The 15,254-nt window shown below is 70.7% G+C and carries 16 protein-coding genes and 2 tRNA genes; 7 read left to right on the top strand and 11 right to left on the bottom strand.

Going from position 1 to position 15,254, the window contains the following annotated elements:
• Positions 1-6: 6 nt before the first annotated feature.
• The gene (locus K318_RS0108725; protein WP_245579822.1) at positions 7-954 is read left to right on the top strand and encodes a DMT family transporter; all 948 of its coding nucleotides are present in this window, start codon (positions 7-9) and stop codon (positions 952-954) included.
• On the opposite strand, the gene K318_RS0108720 is transcribed toward K318_RS0108725, so the two are convergent.
• Positions 929-2,254 (bottom strand): M20/M25/M40 family metallo-hydrolase, encoded by a 1,326-nt coding sequence (locus tag K318_RS0108720; RefSeq protein ID WP_029089215.1) that lies wholly within the window; start codon positions 2,252-2,254, stop codon positions 929-931. The two genes, K318_RS0108725 and K318_RS0108720, sit on opposite strands and share 26 nt — an antisense overlap.
• 178 nt (positions 2,255-2,432) lie before the next feature.
• On the opposite strand from K318_RS0108720, the gene K318_RS0108715 reads away from it, so the two are divergent.
• Both K318_RS0108715 and K318_RS0108710 read left to right on the top strand, forming a co-directional pair.
• Positions 2,433-3,671 carry an NAD-dependent epimerase/dehydratase family protein gene (locus K318_RS0108715; protein WP_029089214.1) on the top strand — a complete coding sequence of 413 codons (1,239 nt, stop codon included), beginning with the start codon at positions 2,433-2,435 and terminating at the stop codon, positions 3,669-3,671.
• Positions 3,672-3,675: 4 nt separating this feature from the next.
• Positions 3,676-4,863, top strand: a complete 1,188-nt coding sequence (locus K318_RS0108710; RefSeq protein WP_029089213.1) for a glycosyltransferase family 4 protein — start codon at positions 3,676-3,678, stop codon at positions 4,861-4,863.
• 21 nt (positions 4,864-4,884) lie between these two features.
• On the opposite strand, the gene K318_RS0108705 is transcribed toward K318_RS0108710, so the two are convergent.
• From K318_RS0108705 to K318_RS0108665, 9 genes are all read right to left on the bottom strand, one after another.
• Positions 4,885-6,138, bottom strand: coding sequence for an ATP-binding protein (locus K318_RS0108705; RefSeq protein ID WP_029089212.1), 1,254 nt, complete (start codon positions 6,136-6,138; stop codon positions 4,885-4,887).
• 151 nt (positions 6,139-6,289) lie between these two features.
• Positions 6,290-7,108, bottom strand: coding sequence for a hypothetical protein (locus tag K318_RS0108700; RefSeq protein WP_035281159.1), 819 nt, complete (start codon positions 7,106-7,108; stop codon positions 6,290-6,292).
• A 160-nt stretch (positions 7,109-7,268) separates the two neighbouring features.
• Positions 7,269-8,030: a hypothetical protein gene (locus tag K318_RS20455; RefSeq protein ID WP_051297728.1), complete on the bottom strand. Its 762-nt coding sequence runs from the start codon at positions 8,028-8,030 to the stop codon at positions 7,269-7,271.
• Entirely contained in the window at positions 8,027-8,962 is a 936-nt protein-coding gene (locus K318_RS0108690; protein WP_035281157.1) for an ABC transporter ATP-binding protein, read from the bottom strand. Before K318_RS0108690 ends, K318_RS20455 begins: the two co-directional genes overlap by 4 nt.
• Entirely contained in the window at positions 8,959-9,177 is a 219-nt protein-coding gene (locus K318_RS0108685; protein WP_029089209.1) for a PLD nuclease N-terminal domain-containing protein, read from the bottom strand. The genes K318_RS0108690 and K318_RS0108685 overlap by 4 nt, the downstream gene beginning before the upstream one ends.
• Positions 9,174-9,713 (bottom strand): helix-turn-helix domain-containing protein, encoded by a 540-nt coding sequence (locus K318_RS0108680; protein WP_029089208.1) that lies wholly within the window; start codon positions 9,711-9,713, stop codon positions 9,174-9,176. The genes K318_RS0108685 and K318_RS0108680 overlap by 4 nt, the downstream gene beginning before the upstream one ends.
• Positions 9,714-9,797: 84 nt before the next feature.
• Positions 9,798-9,885: transfer RNA gene (locus K318_RS0108675), tRNA-Leu, on the bottom strand.
• Between the two features lie 103 nt (positions 9,886-9,988).
• Complete coding sequence (locus K318_RS0108670) at positions 9,989-11,698, bottom strand: bifunctional 3'-5' exonuclease/DNA polymerase (RefSeq protein WP_169721453.1); 1,710 nt, start codon at positions 11,696-11,698, stop codon at positions 9,989-9,991.
• A gap of 64 nt (positions 11,699-11,762) precedes the next feature.
• Positions 11,763-11,835 (bottom strand) — tRNA-Gly (locus K318_RS0108665).
• Between the two features lie 169 nt (positions 11,836-12,004).
• On the opposite strand from K318_RS0108665, the gene K318_RS25550 reads away from it, so the two are divergent.
• The gene (locus tag K318_RS25550) at positions 12,005-12,241 is read left to right on the top strand and encodes a hypothetical protein (RefSeq protein WP_245579821.1); all 237 of its coding nucleotides are present in this window, start codon (positions 12,005-12,007) and stop codon (positions 12,239-12,241) included.
• A 42-nt stretch (positions 12,242-12,283) separates the two neighbouring features.
• On the top strand, positions 12,284-13,198 hold the full coding sequence (locus K318_RS20450) for an integrase catalytic domain-containing protein (RefSeq protein ID WP_245579820.1): 915 nt from the start codon (positions 12,284-12,286) through the stop codon (positions 13,196-13,198).
• 286 nt (positions 13,199-13,484) lie between these two features.
• Here K318_RS20450 and K318_RS0108655 read toward each other — a convergent pair whose 3' ends face one another.
• Complete coding sequence (locus tag K318_RS0108655; RefSeq protein WP_035281302.1) at positions 13,485-14,105, bottom strand: TetR/AcrR family transcriptional regulator; 621 nt, start codon at positions 14,103-14,105, stop codon at positions 13,485-13,487.
• Between the two features lie 52 nt (positions 14,106-14,157).
• On the opposite strand from K318_RS0108655, the gene K318_RS20445 reads away from it, so the two are divergent.
• Positions 14,158-14,715 carry an HXXEE domain-containing protein gene (locus K318_RS20445; protein WP_051297726.1) on the top strand — a complete coding sequence of 186 codons (558 nt, stop codon included), beginning with the start codon at positions 14,158-14,160 and terminating at the stop codon, positions 14,713-14,715.
• Positions 14,709-15,254: a hypothetical protein gene (locus tag K318_RS0108645; protein WP_029089205.1), complete on the top strand. Its 546-nt coding sequence runs from the start codon at positions 14,709-14,711 to the stop codon at positions 15,252-15,254. Before K318_RS20445 ends, K318_RS0108645 begins: the two co-directional genes overlap by 7 nt.

Raw genomic sequence — 15,254 nt, 5'->3', positions numbered from 1 at the left:
GCGCTGGTGCGCACTGATCCCACCGTCCTGTTCGCCGCCGCCGCGACGGCCCTGGCCGGCCTCCTCATGGCCTTCCAGTCCCGGGCCAACGGCACGCTCGCCGGGGTGGTCGGCTCCGGCGTCCACGCGGCGACCCTGTCGTTCCTGGGCGGACTCGCCATCATGGCGGTCGCCGTCGCGTTCGGCCCGGCCGCGCGGCGCGGGTTCGGCTCGCTCGCCGCGGCGCTGCGCTGCGGCCGCCTCCGCTGGTGGATGCTCCTCGGCGGTCTGGGCGGGGTGGGCGTCGTCATCGCGCAGGCATTCACGGTCCCGCTCATCGGGGTCTCGGTCTTCACGACGGCCTTCGTGGGCGGGCAGCTGGCAGGTGCCCTCCTCGTGGACTCGACGGCGCTCCCGCCCGGCGGCCGGACGCCGGCCACGCCCGGCCGCGTCCTCGGCACCCTCATCGCGATGGCCGGGGTCGTCACGGCGAGCTGGGGCGGGAGCGCGGAGTCCTTCCCGGTGTGGGCGCCCTTCGTGCCCTTCGCCTCGGGGGCGCTCACCACGGTGCAGCAGGCGCTCAACGGGCGCGTGAAGCTGGTAGCGGCCTCGGCGGTGACCGCGACGACCGTGAACTTCGCGGTGGGCGGGGCCTTCCTCCTCGTGTGCTCGGGGCTCGCCTGGGCGGCCGGCGCTCCCCCGGCCGCCCTCCCGCAGCTGCCCGCGGAGGCGTGGATGCTCGCGGGCGGGGCGATCGGGGTGGTGTTCATCGGCGTCACCACGACGACCGTGCAGCGCCTGGGCGTCCTGCTGCTCTCGCTCACCTCGCTGTTCGGAAACCTCGCGGGCTCCCTCGTCCTCGACCTCACGTTCCCGGGCAGCCCGCCGGTGACGCCGGCCACGGGCATCGGCATGGCCGTCGTGCTGGCCGGGGTGGTGCTGGCCTCCCTCAGGCCTCCAGCAGGAAGCGGCTGAGCACGCGGGTGCCGAACTCGAGGGCCTCGACCGGGACGCGCTCGTCGCGGCCGTGGAACATCGCGGCGAAGTCGAGGTCGCCGGTGAGGCGCAGCGGGGCGAAGCCGTAGCCGGTGATGTCCAGCTTCGACAGCGCCTTGTTGTCCGTGCCCCCGCTCATCGCGTGCGGCAGGATGATCGCGTTCGGGTCCTCGCCGAGCAGGCACGCCTGCATCGTGTCGACGAGGCGGCCGGAGAACTCGGCCTCGAGCGCGTCGCCGGTGACGACGGTCTCGACGTCGATGCCCTCGCCCGCGAGCTCCTTGATCGTGAGCATGACCTCCTCGAACTGTCCGGGCAGCACGCGGCAGTCGACGAGGGCCTGGGCCGTCGAGGGGATGACGTTGTGCTTGTACCCGCCCTGGATGACGGTGGGGTTCGAGGTGTTGCGCAGGGTCGGGCCCACGAACTTCGCGATCGAGCCGAGCTCGGCGATGAGCTCGCCCGTCGTCTCCGCGGTGAACTCGATGCCGGTGAGCTCGGAGACGCCCGCGAGCAGGTCCCGGGTGGACTGGGGCATGGCCTCGGGCCATTCGTGGGCGCCGATGCGGGCGAGTGCGCCCGCGAGCCGGGTGATCGGGTTGTCGCGGTTCTCCATCGAACCGTGGCCGGCGGTGCCGTGGGCGATGAGGCGGAGCCAGGCGATGCCCTTCTCCGCGGTCTGGATGAGGTAGACGCGCTGCCCGCGGATGTCGGTGGAGTAGCCGCCCACCTCGCTGATCGCCTCGGTGGCGCCCGCGAAGAGCTCCGGGTGGTTGTCGACCATGTAGTGGGAGCCGTAGACGCTGCCGGCCTCCTCGTCCGCGAAGAACGCGATGATGAGGTCGCGGCGCGGACGCAGACCGCGGCGGAGCATGTCGCGGACGCTCGCGATGATCATCGCGTCCATGTCCTTCATGTCGACCGCGCCGCGGCCCCACAGCAGGCCGTCGCGGACGACGCCTTCGAACGGGTCCACGGTCCACTCCGAGGCATCGGCCGGGACGACGTCCGTGTGGCCGTGGACCACGAGCGCCCCGGCCTCCGGATCGGTGCCGGGGATGCGGGCGACGAGGTTGGCCCGGCCGGGCTCCGAGTCGTGGATGACGGAGTCGAGGCCCACCTCGCTCAGCTGCTCCGCGATCCACTCCGTCGCCTCGCGCTCGGGATTCGCCTTCCCCTCGCCCCAGTTCTGGGTGTCGAAGCGGATGAGCGACTGGGCGATGCCGAGCGTCTCTGCGACGGCGCCGTCGAAGCGGTCGCCGGGGGTGTGGTCGGTCATGGTGTCCTCTGCTGTCTCGATGCGGCCGGTCCGATTCGGCCGGACCTGCCGCGGGCCCGGTTCTGTTCTCAGGAGGCTGTCCGGAAACGGTGTTCATCTGCACATCGGTCAGCCTTCACCCGGGAGTCTACGCTCCGAGTAGTGTGAGGTGATCTGACGGCAACACAAGGAGAAACTCGTGCGGATCCTCGTCCTCGGCGGTGACGGCTTCTGCGGCTGGCCCGCCGCACTGCATCTTTCCCAGGCGGGCCACGATGTGGAGATCGTGGACAACCTCTCGCGCAGGCGCATCGATGAGGAGCTGGGCGCAGAGTCCCTCACCCCCATCCGCACGCCCGCGGAGCGGCTCGCGGCCTGGCACGAGGCCACGGGGCGGCGGATCGGCTTCCGCGAGCTCGATCTCGCAGAGGACTACGAGGGCTTCCTCGGCCTGCTCCGCGAGACCCGGCCCGACACCCTGATCCACTTCGCGGAGCAGCGGGCGGCGCCGTACTCGATGAAGTCCCCTGGCCACAAGCGCTACACCGTCGACAACAATGTGAACGCGACGCACAATGTGCTCGCCGCGATCGTGGAGTCCGGGCTGGACGTCCACGTGGTGCACCTGGGCACGATGGGCGTGTACGGCTACGGCACCGCCGGGATGCGCATCCCGGAGGGCTACCTGGACGTCAAGGCGCATGCCGAGGACGCCGCGGGCAACCGGACCGGCGAGCTCATCGACCAGACCATCCTCTACCCGTCCAACCCGGGCAGCATCTACCACATGACGAAGGTGCTCGACCAGCACCTGTTCGCCTTCTACGCGAAGAACGACCGGCTGCGGATCACGGACCTGCACCAGGGCATCATCTGGGGCACGCACACGGAGGAGACCGAGCTCGACGAGCGGCTCGTCAACCGCTTCGACTACGACGGCGACTACGGCACCGTCCTCAACCGCTTCCTCATGCAGGCCGCCGTGGGCTATCCGCTCACGGTGCACGGCACGGGCGGGCAGACGCGGGCATTCATCCACATCCAGGACATGGTCCGCTGCATCCGGCTCGCGGTGGACAATCCGCCGGCGGCCGGGGACCGGGTGAAGATCTTCAATCAGCTCACGGAGACGCACCGGGTGCGCGATCTCGCGGAACTGCTCGCGGAGATCTCCGGGGCGCGCGTGGAGACGGTGCCCAATCCCCGGCAGGAATCGGCGGAGAACGACCTGTATGCGGCGAACGAGACCTTCCTCGACCTCGGGCTCGAGCCCACCACGCTGTCCGCGGGCCTGCTCAAGGAGGTCGAGGAGACGGCCCGGCGCTGGGCGCACCGCGCCGACCTGTCGAAGATCCCCGCCACGAGCCTGTGGAACGACAGGACGGCGCCGGGCGTGCCCGCGAGCCTCGCCGAGGCCGCGCCCGCCCGGAACGTCTGAGCCCGTGCGGATCGCGCTCTTCACCGAGGTCTTCCTGCCCAAGATCGACGGCGTCGTCACACGGCTGACCCGGTCGCTGGAGCAGCTCGCGGAGCTGGGCCACGAGGTGGTGGTGTTCGCCCCCGGCACGCCGCCTGCGTCCTTCGCGGGCTTCGACGTGGTCCCGGTGCGCTCCGTGCCGTTCAAGCCCTGGTATCCGGAGCTGCAGGTGGGCCTGCCGACGCCCTCGATCGCACGGACGATGGAGCGCTTCCACCCGCACGTGGTGCATGCGGTCAACCCGGTGTGGCTGGCCGCCTACGGGACGCTCTCGGCCAGACGACGGCATCTGCCGCTCGTCGCGAGCTTTCACACGGATGTGCCCTCGTACACGCGCAGGCTCGGCCTCGAGTGGATCACGGACACGACCTCCCGGTGGATCACCCGGATGCACAATCTCGCCGAGGTGAACCTCTGCACCTCCCAGCAGATGGTCCAGCGGGCGGCCGGCGCCGGGATCGGCAATGTCCGGCTGTGGCCCAAGGCGGTGGACACCCGGGCCTACTCCCCCGCCCGGGCGAGTGCGGCGATGCGCGCACGCCTGACGGCAGGGCACCCGGAGGACCGGCTGCTCGTCTACGTGGGGCGGCTGTCGAAGGAGAAGGACCTGCTGCTGCTCCGGGAGGCGTATGCGCGCCTGCCGGAGGACGTGCGCCTCGCGTTCGTGGGCTCGGGACCGTTCCGCGAGGAGCTGGAGCGGGAGTTCGCGGGCACGCGGACGGTGTTCACCGGCTACATGAGCGGCGAGGAGCTCGCCTCGGCATACGCGAGTGCGGACCTGTTCGCCTTCCCCTCGACCACCGAGACGCTCGGGCTCGTCGCACTGGAGTCGATGGCCTCGGGCGTGCCCGTGGTGGGCGCGCGGGCGGGGGGCATACCGTTCGCGGTGCGCGACGGCGTGGGCGGGCTCCTGCACGAACCGGGGGACGCCGCGGACCTCGCCGCGAAGATCATGCGCGTGCTCGACGACTCCGCGCTCGCGGCCCGGCTGTCCGCGGGAGGCAGGGCCGAGGCCGAGGCGAGCTCCTGGGCGGCGGCCACGGAGGCCCTCGTGGGCGCCTACGAGGAGGCGGTCGAGCGCCACTGGGAGGACCGGCCCGCGCCGGGACGCCTCGCGAAGGTGCTGGGGCGGCCGATGCCCCGGGCGGAGTAGGGTCCGGGTGTCGGGTCCTGCTCAGGGGCCGAGCAGGGCGAGCGGGACGACGGCGACTCCGTCCCGCCTGCGGTAGGCCTCTGCGCCCGAGTACAGGACTACGAGGTTCGTGACGCGCTCCCCCAGCTGCTCGCGCAGCCACAGCAGATGCTTCACGTGCCGGTCGTCGACGTGTGCCGACAGCTTCACCTCGATTCCGAGGACTTCGCCGTCGAAGCCCTCGACCACGAGGTCGATCTCGCGGTCACCGCTCTTGGTCCGCAGATGCCCGACCCTCGCATCCGCCGCCTCGGCCGCGACCCGGACGCTCAGCGTCGCAAGCGCTTCGAACAGCGGGCCGGCCATCACGGCTCCGCGTGCCGAGCCGAGGGCGGCTGAGCTCAGACCGAGGAGACGAGCGGCGAGTGCGGGGTCTGCGAGCTGGTGCTTGGGGGCGACCTGGAGCCAGCGGAAGGGGTTGTCGAGGCGCGGCTGCCAGGCGGGAACGGGGTCGAGCAGCCAGAGCTGGCTGAGATGGTCGCGGTAGGCCACCGTCGTGCTCCGGGCGGGCTGGCCGCCGTCGCCGGCGGTGGTCGAATCGAGCATCGTGGAGTAGGCAGTGGTCGTGGAGGTCGCAGCGGCGTAGGCGGACAGCCAGCGGCGCAGCGTCTCCGGCTTCCGGACTGCGTACCCCTGTTCTGCCATGTCCCTGTCGATGACCCTCTGCAGGTAGTTCTCCAGCCGGCGTGCCGCCTGCCGCTCGGGCAGGCCGAAGATGTCGGGGAAGCCGCTCTCCGCGATCGCCCGGTAGTACCCGGCGGCGGTGAGCGGCGAGCTGCCGGTGGGGCGCGCCTCCTCACCGGCCAGCAGCCCGGACAGGCTCACGGCGGGCGCGAGGTGCGCGCGCTCGTAGAGCGCCATGGGCCGCATGCGCACCGAGGCGATCCGGCCCGCACCGGAGTGGGTGTCCGTGCCCTGCCGGGGAGTGGCGCTGCCGGTGAGCAGGAACCTGCCCGGGGACGCACCGTCATCGACCTGCCGGCGGACGGAGTCCCAGATGTCCGGGTACCGCTGCCATTCGTCGACGAGCAGCGTGCCGTCAGGCGCATCGAGGAATTCCGGATCGGCCTCGAGCGCAGTCCGCTCGGCTGCGTTGTCCAGCCGCCAGGCCTTCGCGGCCCGGCGAGCTGCGGTTGCGGTCTTGCCCACGCCCTTCGGGCCGTCGATCGCCACTGCGGCCTCATAGGCCATGAGGTCGTCCAGCACCGTGTCGAGAGTTCGGGGCAGGTAGGGCATGGCGGCGCTCCTCTCTGCGATGACGTCCTACGCTACATCTGGAACGGCTCCTACGCTACATCTGGAACGGCTCCTACGCTACATCTGGAACGGCTCCTACGCTACATCTGGAACGGATCGGCAGGTGACCAGGGAGATGCCCCGCCCTCCTTCAGCGCTCGGATTCCGGCCTCTCGTCCCGGGCCTCGGCCACGGCGCGACGGACGGCGTCGCGGAAGGCGGGGCTCTGCGCGAACGCCTCGATCCGGGCGTCCACGAGCCGTTCGATCCCCTCGGGGGCGGGCATGCCGCCGGGCAGGCGCCGCCGTCGCGTCCGCTCCGTGACCGCGGTGATGATGACGACCGCCGCACCCATGAGTGCGAGGATCGCCGCCGAGGCGGAGGCGCGCAGGAGCATGTCCTCCCCCGGGCTGCCTCCGCCGCCCAGCCCCGCGACGAGCCAGAAGCCCAGCGCGGCGAGGAGGCCGAGGAGGGTCGCGGAGACGTAGGCGAGGCGCAGGGGCCTGTGCTCGCGGACGAAGGGCCAGGCGAGGGAGAAGAGCGCGAGGAGGACGAGGCAGCCCACCACGAACCAGAACCCGAAGGAGAAGTCCCGGGCCCAGTCGTAGGCGGTCCGCGGGCATTCGTACCAGGCGCCCCCGTCCCGCGGGATCGGATCGGCGCAGCCGTGGGGATGCTCCTCGGAGTAGGCCGGATCATCCACCCAGGTGAAGAGGAGCGAGGTGGCGCAGGCGAGCCCGGCGGCGGCCCAGGTCGCGATGCGCGCGCTGCGGTGCCGGTGCACGAAGGCGATGAAGACCACGCCGTTGAGCACGAAGACGAGGAACGCCGTCATGAGCGCGCGGCCGGAGTCCCCTCCGCCCACGAGGATCGCGATCGCACCGAGCGCGCCGGCCCCGAGGAGCGAGAGGGAGGCGATGACGCCCAGCATCCGCTTCCGCCCGGCCGCAGAAGTGCCGTCCGTTCCCATGTTCCCGCCTCCGCCGACGGCCCTGGGCGCGCCGCAGGGGAACCCGCGGACGGCAGTGCGCACCGGCCATGGCGGAAGAGTACCAGGAGCGCCCTGCCCCGCCGCCTGCCTGGCACGGTGCCGCGCCGGGCGGGTTCCTCAGAGCCGCTGTAGCCAGGGCTCAGGCCTCACGGCGAAGGCTGTGCCGGGCCGTTGCGAGACCGGCGGCGAGGACGCATCCGGCCGAGACCGCGATGGCGGAGAGCACCGGCAGCATCAGCTCCGCAGGCGCGAGTCCCGCTGCAGCGAGGAGCGTCGTCGGCGCCCACACGGCGAGGGCGTCGATGCCGCCCAGCAGCGGCAGCACGAGCATCAGCACCGTGGCGGCGGCGATCGCGGCGGCGGTGCGCCGGGTGAGGGCCATGATGAGGTGTCCGATGCTCATGGCCATGACGAGGTAGGCCGCGGAGGCGAGGCCGACCGCCGCGACCAGCCCGGGCTCGGCCGGCCCGAGGGACAGTGCGGTGAGGCCGGCGGCGAGCAGCAGGCCCACGGCATAGCTGGCGATCACCGCGATCCACCCGATGGCGAGACGGGGCACCGTGAGCCGGGCGAGGCACCTGACCCGCGTCCGGTAGAAGATCGAGGAGCCCGGCCGGGCGTCCCAGCTCAGCGCGGTGATCGCGACGGCGACGGCCAGGATGAGCCCGAGCTGCATGGCGCTCTGGTTGAACAGCACGATCCCGTCCTCCGGCCGCGGGGCGGCGGCCTCGATGGTGAGCTGCTCCGTGCCCGTCGCCGCCGCGAGGATCTCGGGCATGAAGAGCGCGAGGGCAGGGCCGGAGAGCCCGAAGAATGGGAAGACGGCGAGCAGTCCCGCCAGCAGGCCGGAACGGGTGAGGCGGAGTGTCTCGACGCGGGCCGAGGTGAGGATGAGGCTCATCGGCGCTCCTGGTGCTGGACGATGCGGGCGAAGGAGGCGTCGAGATCGCGCTCGCGCAGGGTGACTTCGACAAGGGGCGAGTCGAGGAGGTGCAGGACGATCACGAGCCGGTTCGCGGCAGCCTCGAAGCTGGGGAAGCGGACCGTGCACAGCGTGTCCGCCTCGAACGCGAAGTGCGCCTCGGGAACAGCCGCGGCGAGCGCGGCGGTGCCGATCCGTGCCGGTGCGCCGAGGCGGATCGTCCACACGGGCGCGAGGCCGTCGGTGAAGATCGAGGCCGTCGTTCCCCGGGCGATGACCTCCCCCTCGGCGAGGACGACGATGTGATCGGCGAGCTGTTCGACCTCGCTGAGCATGTGGCTGGAGAGGAGGATGCAGCGGTGGCGCTTCTGCTCGGAGATGATGTCCCGCACATCGGCGCGGCCGAGGGGATCGAGCGCGCTGTTCGGCTCGTCGAGGATGAGGACGTCCGGATCGGTGACGACGGCCGCGGCGATGCCGAGGCGCTGCAGCATGCCGCGGGAGAAGTCCGCGACGCGCCGCTCCCCCACCGCACCGAGGCCGCAGGCCTCGAGCGCTCCGCGGGCGAGGTCTGCGCTGCGAGCGCGCTGTCCCCGCTCCGCACTCCCGCGCGAGACCTCCAGCGAGGTCTCCACGACCTCGCGGGCGGTGAGCCAGGACTCGAACTGGGGCACATCGGGGCAGTACGCCACACGCGCGTGCGGCGAGGCCGGTGCGACGATGCCGGCCTCGGCGTGCACGAGGCCCGCGATGATGCTGAAGAGGACGGTCTTCCCCGCCCCGTTGGGGCCGATGACGGCGGTGACGGCGCGGTCGGCGGCGGTGAAGGAGACGTCGCGGATGCCCCCGCCCCCGGGATACATGCGAGTGAGGCCCTCGGCGGTCAGGGCCGTCGTCAGGTCTGCCGTCATCGCAGGTCCTCGTCCCGGAGCTGCCGGCCTCGAGCGCGGCCGAGCACGAGGTAGACGACCGCTCCGAGCGGGATCGCGAGCACCACGATGAGCGCCCATGCCCACGCGGGGAGGTGCTGGACGGGGCCGCGGGCGATGTCGACGAGCGACCATCCGATGAGCGCGACCGCGAGGAGGAGGACGGGGACGAGCGGCACGAGCATCTCGGCGCTCATGCGCCCTCCTCCTCGACCTGGGGGACGAGCACCGTCGTGAGGCGGCGCCTGCGCCGTCCCTCGCCCGGCCCGTTGCGGCGCAGGCGCTGGAGCTCAGCCATGAGCGTCTCGGCGAAGTCGTCGACCTCCTCATCGCTCGCCCAGAGATCGGCCTGGGCGAAGCTCACCCGGTCCGCGTGCAGATCAGGTTCGCCGGTGTGGACGTACCGGTCGAAATCGCTGATGAGCCCGGAGGCGAACACGGTGAAGACCGTGAGCATCTCCTCGGCGCTGAGCTTCTCGAGCGCCTCGGGGCCGGGATTGGCGAGGTCCGGATCGAGGCGATAGGCCTTCTCGCTGGCTCCGCCGACCTGCTGCTCGGCGGCGACCTCGATGAGCCCATGCCGGAGGAGGTGGGAGACATGCCTGTAGAGGGTGGCGATGGGCGTATCGGGCAGGCGCGTGTGAAGCTGCCGGGTGGTGAGACCCTCCTCGCCCAGGAGGGTCTGGACGATGCGGAGGCGGACGGGGTGCAGGAGTGCCGAGGAATCGCTCATGAGCGCAATAATATCATTATTGAGAGTGATAATGTTGGAGCATGAAGAAGGCCCCGGATCTCTCCGGGGCCTTCTGTCACACTGTGCGCGAGGGGGGACTTGAACCCCCACGTCCGATAATTTGGACACTAGCACCTCAAGCTAGCGCGTCTACCTATTCCGCCACCCGCGCGGGCAACAGGAAAGATCATACACAGATCGCGGGGAGCGGGACAACTCGGCGGGACGTGCCCTCGCTCACACTCCGGCGCCTGCCGGCACCGCCGCACACCCGGTCATGATTCCGACCGCTCGGCGACGCGCAGATCCAGCGGGAAGTCGACGGGTGCGGACCCGAACAGCAGTCGCCCCGCCTCCGCCGCGCAGGCCCGGACTGCCTCGGCGGCGGCCTCGGCCTGATCCGCGGGCGCATGCACGATCACCTCGTCGTGGAGGAAGAAGGCGAGGTGCGCACGCCGGGAGAAGACCGGGCCCGAGGCCTCCGCGGGGGCCTCCTCCGTCTCGGGGAGGGCGGCGAGCCGGCTGCGCAGGAGCGCCATCCAGGCCAGCGCCCATTCCGCCGCGGTTCCCTGGACGATGAAATTGCGCGTGAACCGCCCCTGCTCGCGGGCCTCGCGCCGCTCGCGCTCCGTCTCCGCATCCTCCAGCCGCAGGCGACCCGACGGTGAGGTGCGCCCCAGCCACGTGGACACGCGGTCCCCGCGCTCCCCCAGTGCCGCGGCGCGGTCCACCATCGCCATCGCATCCGGGAAGGTGCGCCGCAGACGCGGGACGAGTCTGCCGCTGGCGCCTGTCGTCCCGCCGTACATCGCGCCGAGGACCGCGATCTTGGCCTCCTCGCGCGAGGCGACGGCACCGGCGGCGACGATGCCCGCGTACAGATCGGCCCCGGAGGCGGCCCGTGCCATCGCCGCGTCCCCGGCCATCGCGGCGAGGACGCGCGGCTCGAGCTGGGCGACATCGGCGGAGACGAGCCGCCATCCGGGATCCGCGCGCAGGGCGGGACGCAGCTGCCGCGGGATCTGCAGGGCGCCGCCGCCGGTCGAGGCCCAGCGCCCGGTCACCACTCCCCCGGGCACGTAGACCGGCCGGTACCGCCCCTCGCGGACCCAGGCGTCCATCCAGGTCCAGCCGTTGGCCGTGAGCAGGCGGGCCAGCTTCTTGTAGCGCAGGAGGGGCTCGACGGCAGGGTGGTCGTGTTCGCGCAGCTCCCACTGCGAGGTCGAGGACACCGGGATGCCTGCCCGCCTGAGCGCGCGCAGCAGCTTCACGGGCGAGTCGAGATCGGCGCGGGGGTCCCCGAGCGCGGCCCTCACTTCCTCCGCGACCGCGTGCATCCGCGCCGGATGCGCTCCCGCCGGAGGCCTCGGACCGAGGTCGGCCTCGAGGATCCGGTCGTGCTCGGCGGCGTCCCAGGGGATCCCCGCACAGCGCAGCTCCTCGGCGATGAGGCCGCCGGCGGACTCGGCCGCCAGCAGGAGCCGCAGCCGGCCCGCCGGGAGGCCGCCGTGGCTCGCGGCCTCCTCCAGCGCTGCGCGATGGCGCGCGAACTCAGCCAGGGCAGAGCCGCTGTCGTGCGGGACGACCCCGGAGGCGCCTCCATGCCCCATGTAGTCGAAGAGGGTCCCGCCGGACTCGGGCGAGTGCGCGGATGCCGCCGAGGCCGGACCCGCCTCCCAGCGGGCGTCCTCCACCACCCGGGCATGGGCGTGGACGGCGGCGGTGCGGGCGAGGATCGCATGGGCCAGCCGCAGGTCGTGGCAGCGCTCGACCCTCACCCCCGCGGCCAGCAGCTGCGGGTACCACGCCGAGGTGTCGCTCCAGACCCAGCGCGGCCCGCCCTGGGACTCGCGCCTGCGGACGGCCTCGGGCAGTGCTTCCGGCGAGCAGTCCGTCGTGCGAACCACTGTGCCATCTGCGCCCACATCGGTGAGTGCGACCGATCCGGAGGCGGCGTATCCCACCACGCACCAGCGTGTGCTCACGGGGCCTCCCCTCCGCAGCCGTGCCGGGCATACGAAAAAAGGGCCTCGCGGGCCCTTCGTTCCGAGCGGATGACGAGATTCGAACTCGCGACCCTCACCTTGGCAAGGTGATGCGCTACCAGCTGCGCCACATCCGCACCCTCAGGGACACCCCCGAAGACCTGAGAAAGCTTAGCGCAGGCGATTCCGCGATGCAAAACCGCGGCTTGACTCAGCTAAAAGGTCCGGGAGCGGCAGCGCTTGCCTCACGTAAAAAGGTCCGCGTAGCGATTCGTGTTCCCTGGCTGTGTGAGCAGGGAGTTATCGATGGCGTCGCGCCGTGAGATCACGAAGAGGTTCGCCCGCGAGTACCAGAAAGCCGACAGGACCGAGAAGGGGCGGTTGCTTGACGCGCTGGTGGAGACCACGGGCTGGCATCGCGACTACGCACGTCGCGCGATCCGGAAGGCGCTCGCCCGCAAGGGCGCGGCCCGTGACCAGCAGCGCAAACCCCGTCCGAGGAAGTACTCCTACGACGCGCTCGTGGTACTGCAGGAGGTCTAGACACTCTCGGGCCAACCGTCGGGGAAGTACCTCGCCGCGGTCATGGACGACACCCTCGACCGGCTGGTGCGGTTCAACGAACTCGGCCGGGTCGCCGCCCGGGTCAGCGACACGGTACTGGATGAGCTGCGGTCGATGTCCGCGGCGACGATCGACCGGTATCTGAAACCTCACCGCGACGCACGCTACCCGCAGGCGCTGGGCACGACGAAACCGTCGCATATCCTGCGCTCCTCGATCCCGGTCCGCACCGCGATGGACCCCCTGCCGCCCGGGCCGGGGTTCTACGAGCTGGACACCGTCGCGCACTGCGGTCACACCACCAAGGGCGAGTACCTGCGCACGCTCACCGCGACGGATCCGGTGAGCGGGTGGACGCTGATCCGCGCGATCCGCAACAACGCCCACGTCAACGTCAGAGCTGGGATGGACTGGATCCGGCGGGCATCCCCGATCCCCATCGCCGGGATGGACTTCGACAACGGGAGCGAGTTCCTCAACTGGTCGGTGATCGCCTGGTGCGACGAGCGCGAGATCCCCGTCACCCGGGGCCGCCCCTACCAGCACAACGACAACGCCCACGTCGAGCAGCGCAACGGCGACTGGGTGAGGCGGCATGCGTTCCGCTACCGCTACGAGACCGACCACGAGCTACGGCTGCTGAACGAACTGCACGGCCTTGTCATGAAGCGCAAGAACCACCTGCTGCCCTGCGTGAAAGCCACCGGCTGGACACACACCAGCTCGGGACGGAAGAAGCGCGTCTACGACGCCCCGCGCACCCCCTACCAGCGGCTCCTCGACGCCGGCGTGCTGGACATCGCTGCCCACGCCGCGCTCGAAGCCGAGCATGCCAAGCTGAACCCGGCGGCGATCACCCGCCGCATCCTCCGCATCCAGCAGCAGCTCGTCGACCTCGCCGCAGCCCGCACCCAAGGCACTCGTCCCGCAGGCTGAGCTACACGGACCTTTTACGTGAGGCAAGCACCAATCACTCCCGGACCTATTGACATGAGGCAAGACGAACCGGCGAGGCGCGGGGAAGCAGAATGACGAAGGGCCCTTTCGGTCGGGATCACATCGGCGGCAGCCTCCTTCCGCGCCCCTGCTGAGCGACTGGAGTTCGCCCAGGTCGAAGCAGGGTTGCGGGCGGGACTGGCCCGGCAGCACATCGCCGCCCAGACCCGCGCGATCGTTCCAGTCCGGTAGCGGATCGGTGGAGCTTGCGGTTCTCCTGCGGCGCTCACGGACTTTCATGCTCAACGGGCTCATCTACGGCTAGGGCGAGATACCGGTCGAGAAGCTCCGGGCCTGCTTTCGCGGCTTCGTCCGGCCCCAGATCTGCGAGTTGGAGTGCGAGCCCGTCGAGCAGAGACTGCAGGAGCATCGCGTCGGCGTCGACTTCGAGGTTGGGCGGCTCGGCACCCTCAGAGTGGACGGGAAGGCCTCGCCGCGCGCGGACGATGCGCGAGTAGAGCTCGCCCAGCTTCTCATTCGTCAATCGCCTCAGTTCCGCGAGTGCAGGGTCAGTCTTGGCGTGGGCGACGAAGGCGAGCCAGACCGCATGCTCACGATGCCGGTCGGCATCCAACGGCAGCAACTCCAGCAGGATCTCTCGTGTCCACTCCGGCACCCCTCCCCAGCGCTGCACTCCGACCAGCCGCTGCTCCACCTGCGCCGACGTCCATTCCATGGCGTACCGGATCATCTCGGCGCGGGTGGAGAAGTAATGCTGCACCGTTCCGCCGCTCACCCCCGCCTCGGCCGCGACTGCACGCACACTGACACCCGCAATCCCCTCGCGGGCCACGACGCGCGTGAGCGCCTCGGCCAGCCTGTGTTTACCACCCCTTGCATCAGCCATGATGCCTATCATACAGTCGTGATACTCACCAATACAAACGTAAGGTGGAATCATGGATCAGGGATTCGCCGAGACCGCGAGTGACAGAGCTGTCGCAAAAGTCAGCGGCCGGCATCTGGCGATGCTGTGGGCGGCGGCGGCCGGTGCCGCGGCACTTCACAACCTCGAAGAGTGGCTGCTCGACATGACCGGTTGGATCGCCGGCCACTCCTGGCTTCCGGGACGCTCATTGCACGGCGACCAGGCAGAGTTCGCGGTCGTGCTCGCTCTCGTCACGGTGGCTGTGTTCGCGATCGCCGGCGTCGCCGTTGCCGTCCGTCCGCGCTGGAGTGCCGAAGTCCTGGTGTGCGTCGCCTACGCCTTGATGGTCAATGGTGCGAGCCATGCCGTGCTGAGCCTGCTCTCGTGGCACCCGATGCCCGGCGTCTTCAGCGGGATCGTCGTGCTCCTGCCGCTCGGAATGCTCGTTGTCCACATGCTGCCTCCGGTGCGCTGGACGGTACCGACCATCGTGATGACGGTCATCGCCGCTGTCGGGATCACGGCTGGGGCGTTCGCGCTGGCCTCCGTGCTCACGGGTATCGAATGGAAGGTGTCGGAGTCATGGTGAATGAGCAGTACAAGGCCATCGCGTCCGACCGGTCAGCTGCCGGATCGGATCGGCGCCCGCCGGGACTCATCGCCTCGGTCGTGTTCGGGGTCGGCCTGCTGACGCTTCTCATCTGGCAGTTCTCCGGAGTCGCCGATGACGGACTGCAGTTCCAAGTGCTCAATCCGGATCTCCATCTGATCTGGAAGACGGTGATTGTGGCAGCTGTCGGGATCAGTACCGCCTGCAGCCTCCTCGTGTCGGCGCGTCGGAGGTGGACGATGCCGAGTGCAATCGTGAACACTGCGGCGAACTGGATGGGCGCGGCCGCGATCATTGCGCTGACGGCCGAGGGTGAGTTGTTCGCCCCGACTCTGCCGACGCAGGCTGGAACCATCTTCGAGACGACCACCGACTGGTCGGGGCTCACCGAGCCGTTCCTCCTCCTCGTGGTGGCGATCGCCATCTGGGACAGTGTCGATGGGATCCTGCGAGCGCGCCGCAGCAGGACCGACCGCGGGATCCCCTTGACCTTGGGCCGAGGCCAGGGTTCACGCTGA

The sequence above is a fragment of the Brevibacterium album DSM 18261 genome (genome assembly GCF_000426445.1).
GTDB lineage: Bacteria > Actinomycetota > Actinomycetes > Actinomycetales > Brevibacteriaceae > Brevibacterium > Brevibacterium album.
Note: the sequence above shows the minus strand (reverse complement) of the source record. Positions and strands in the feature narration are given on the sequence as shown.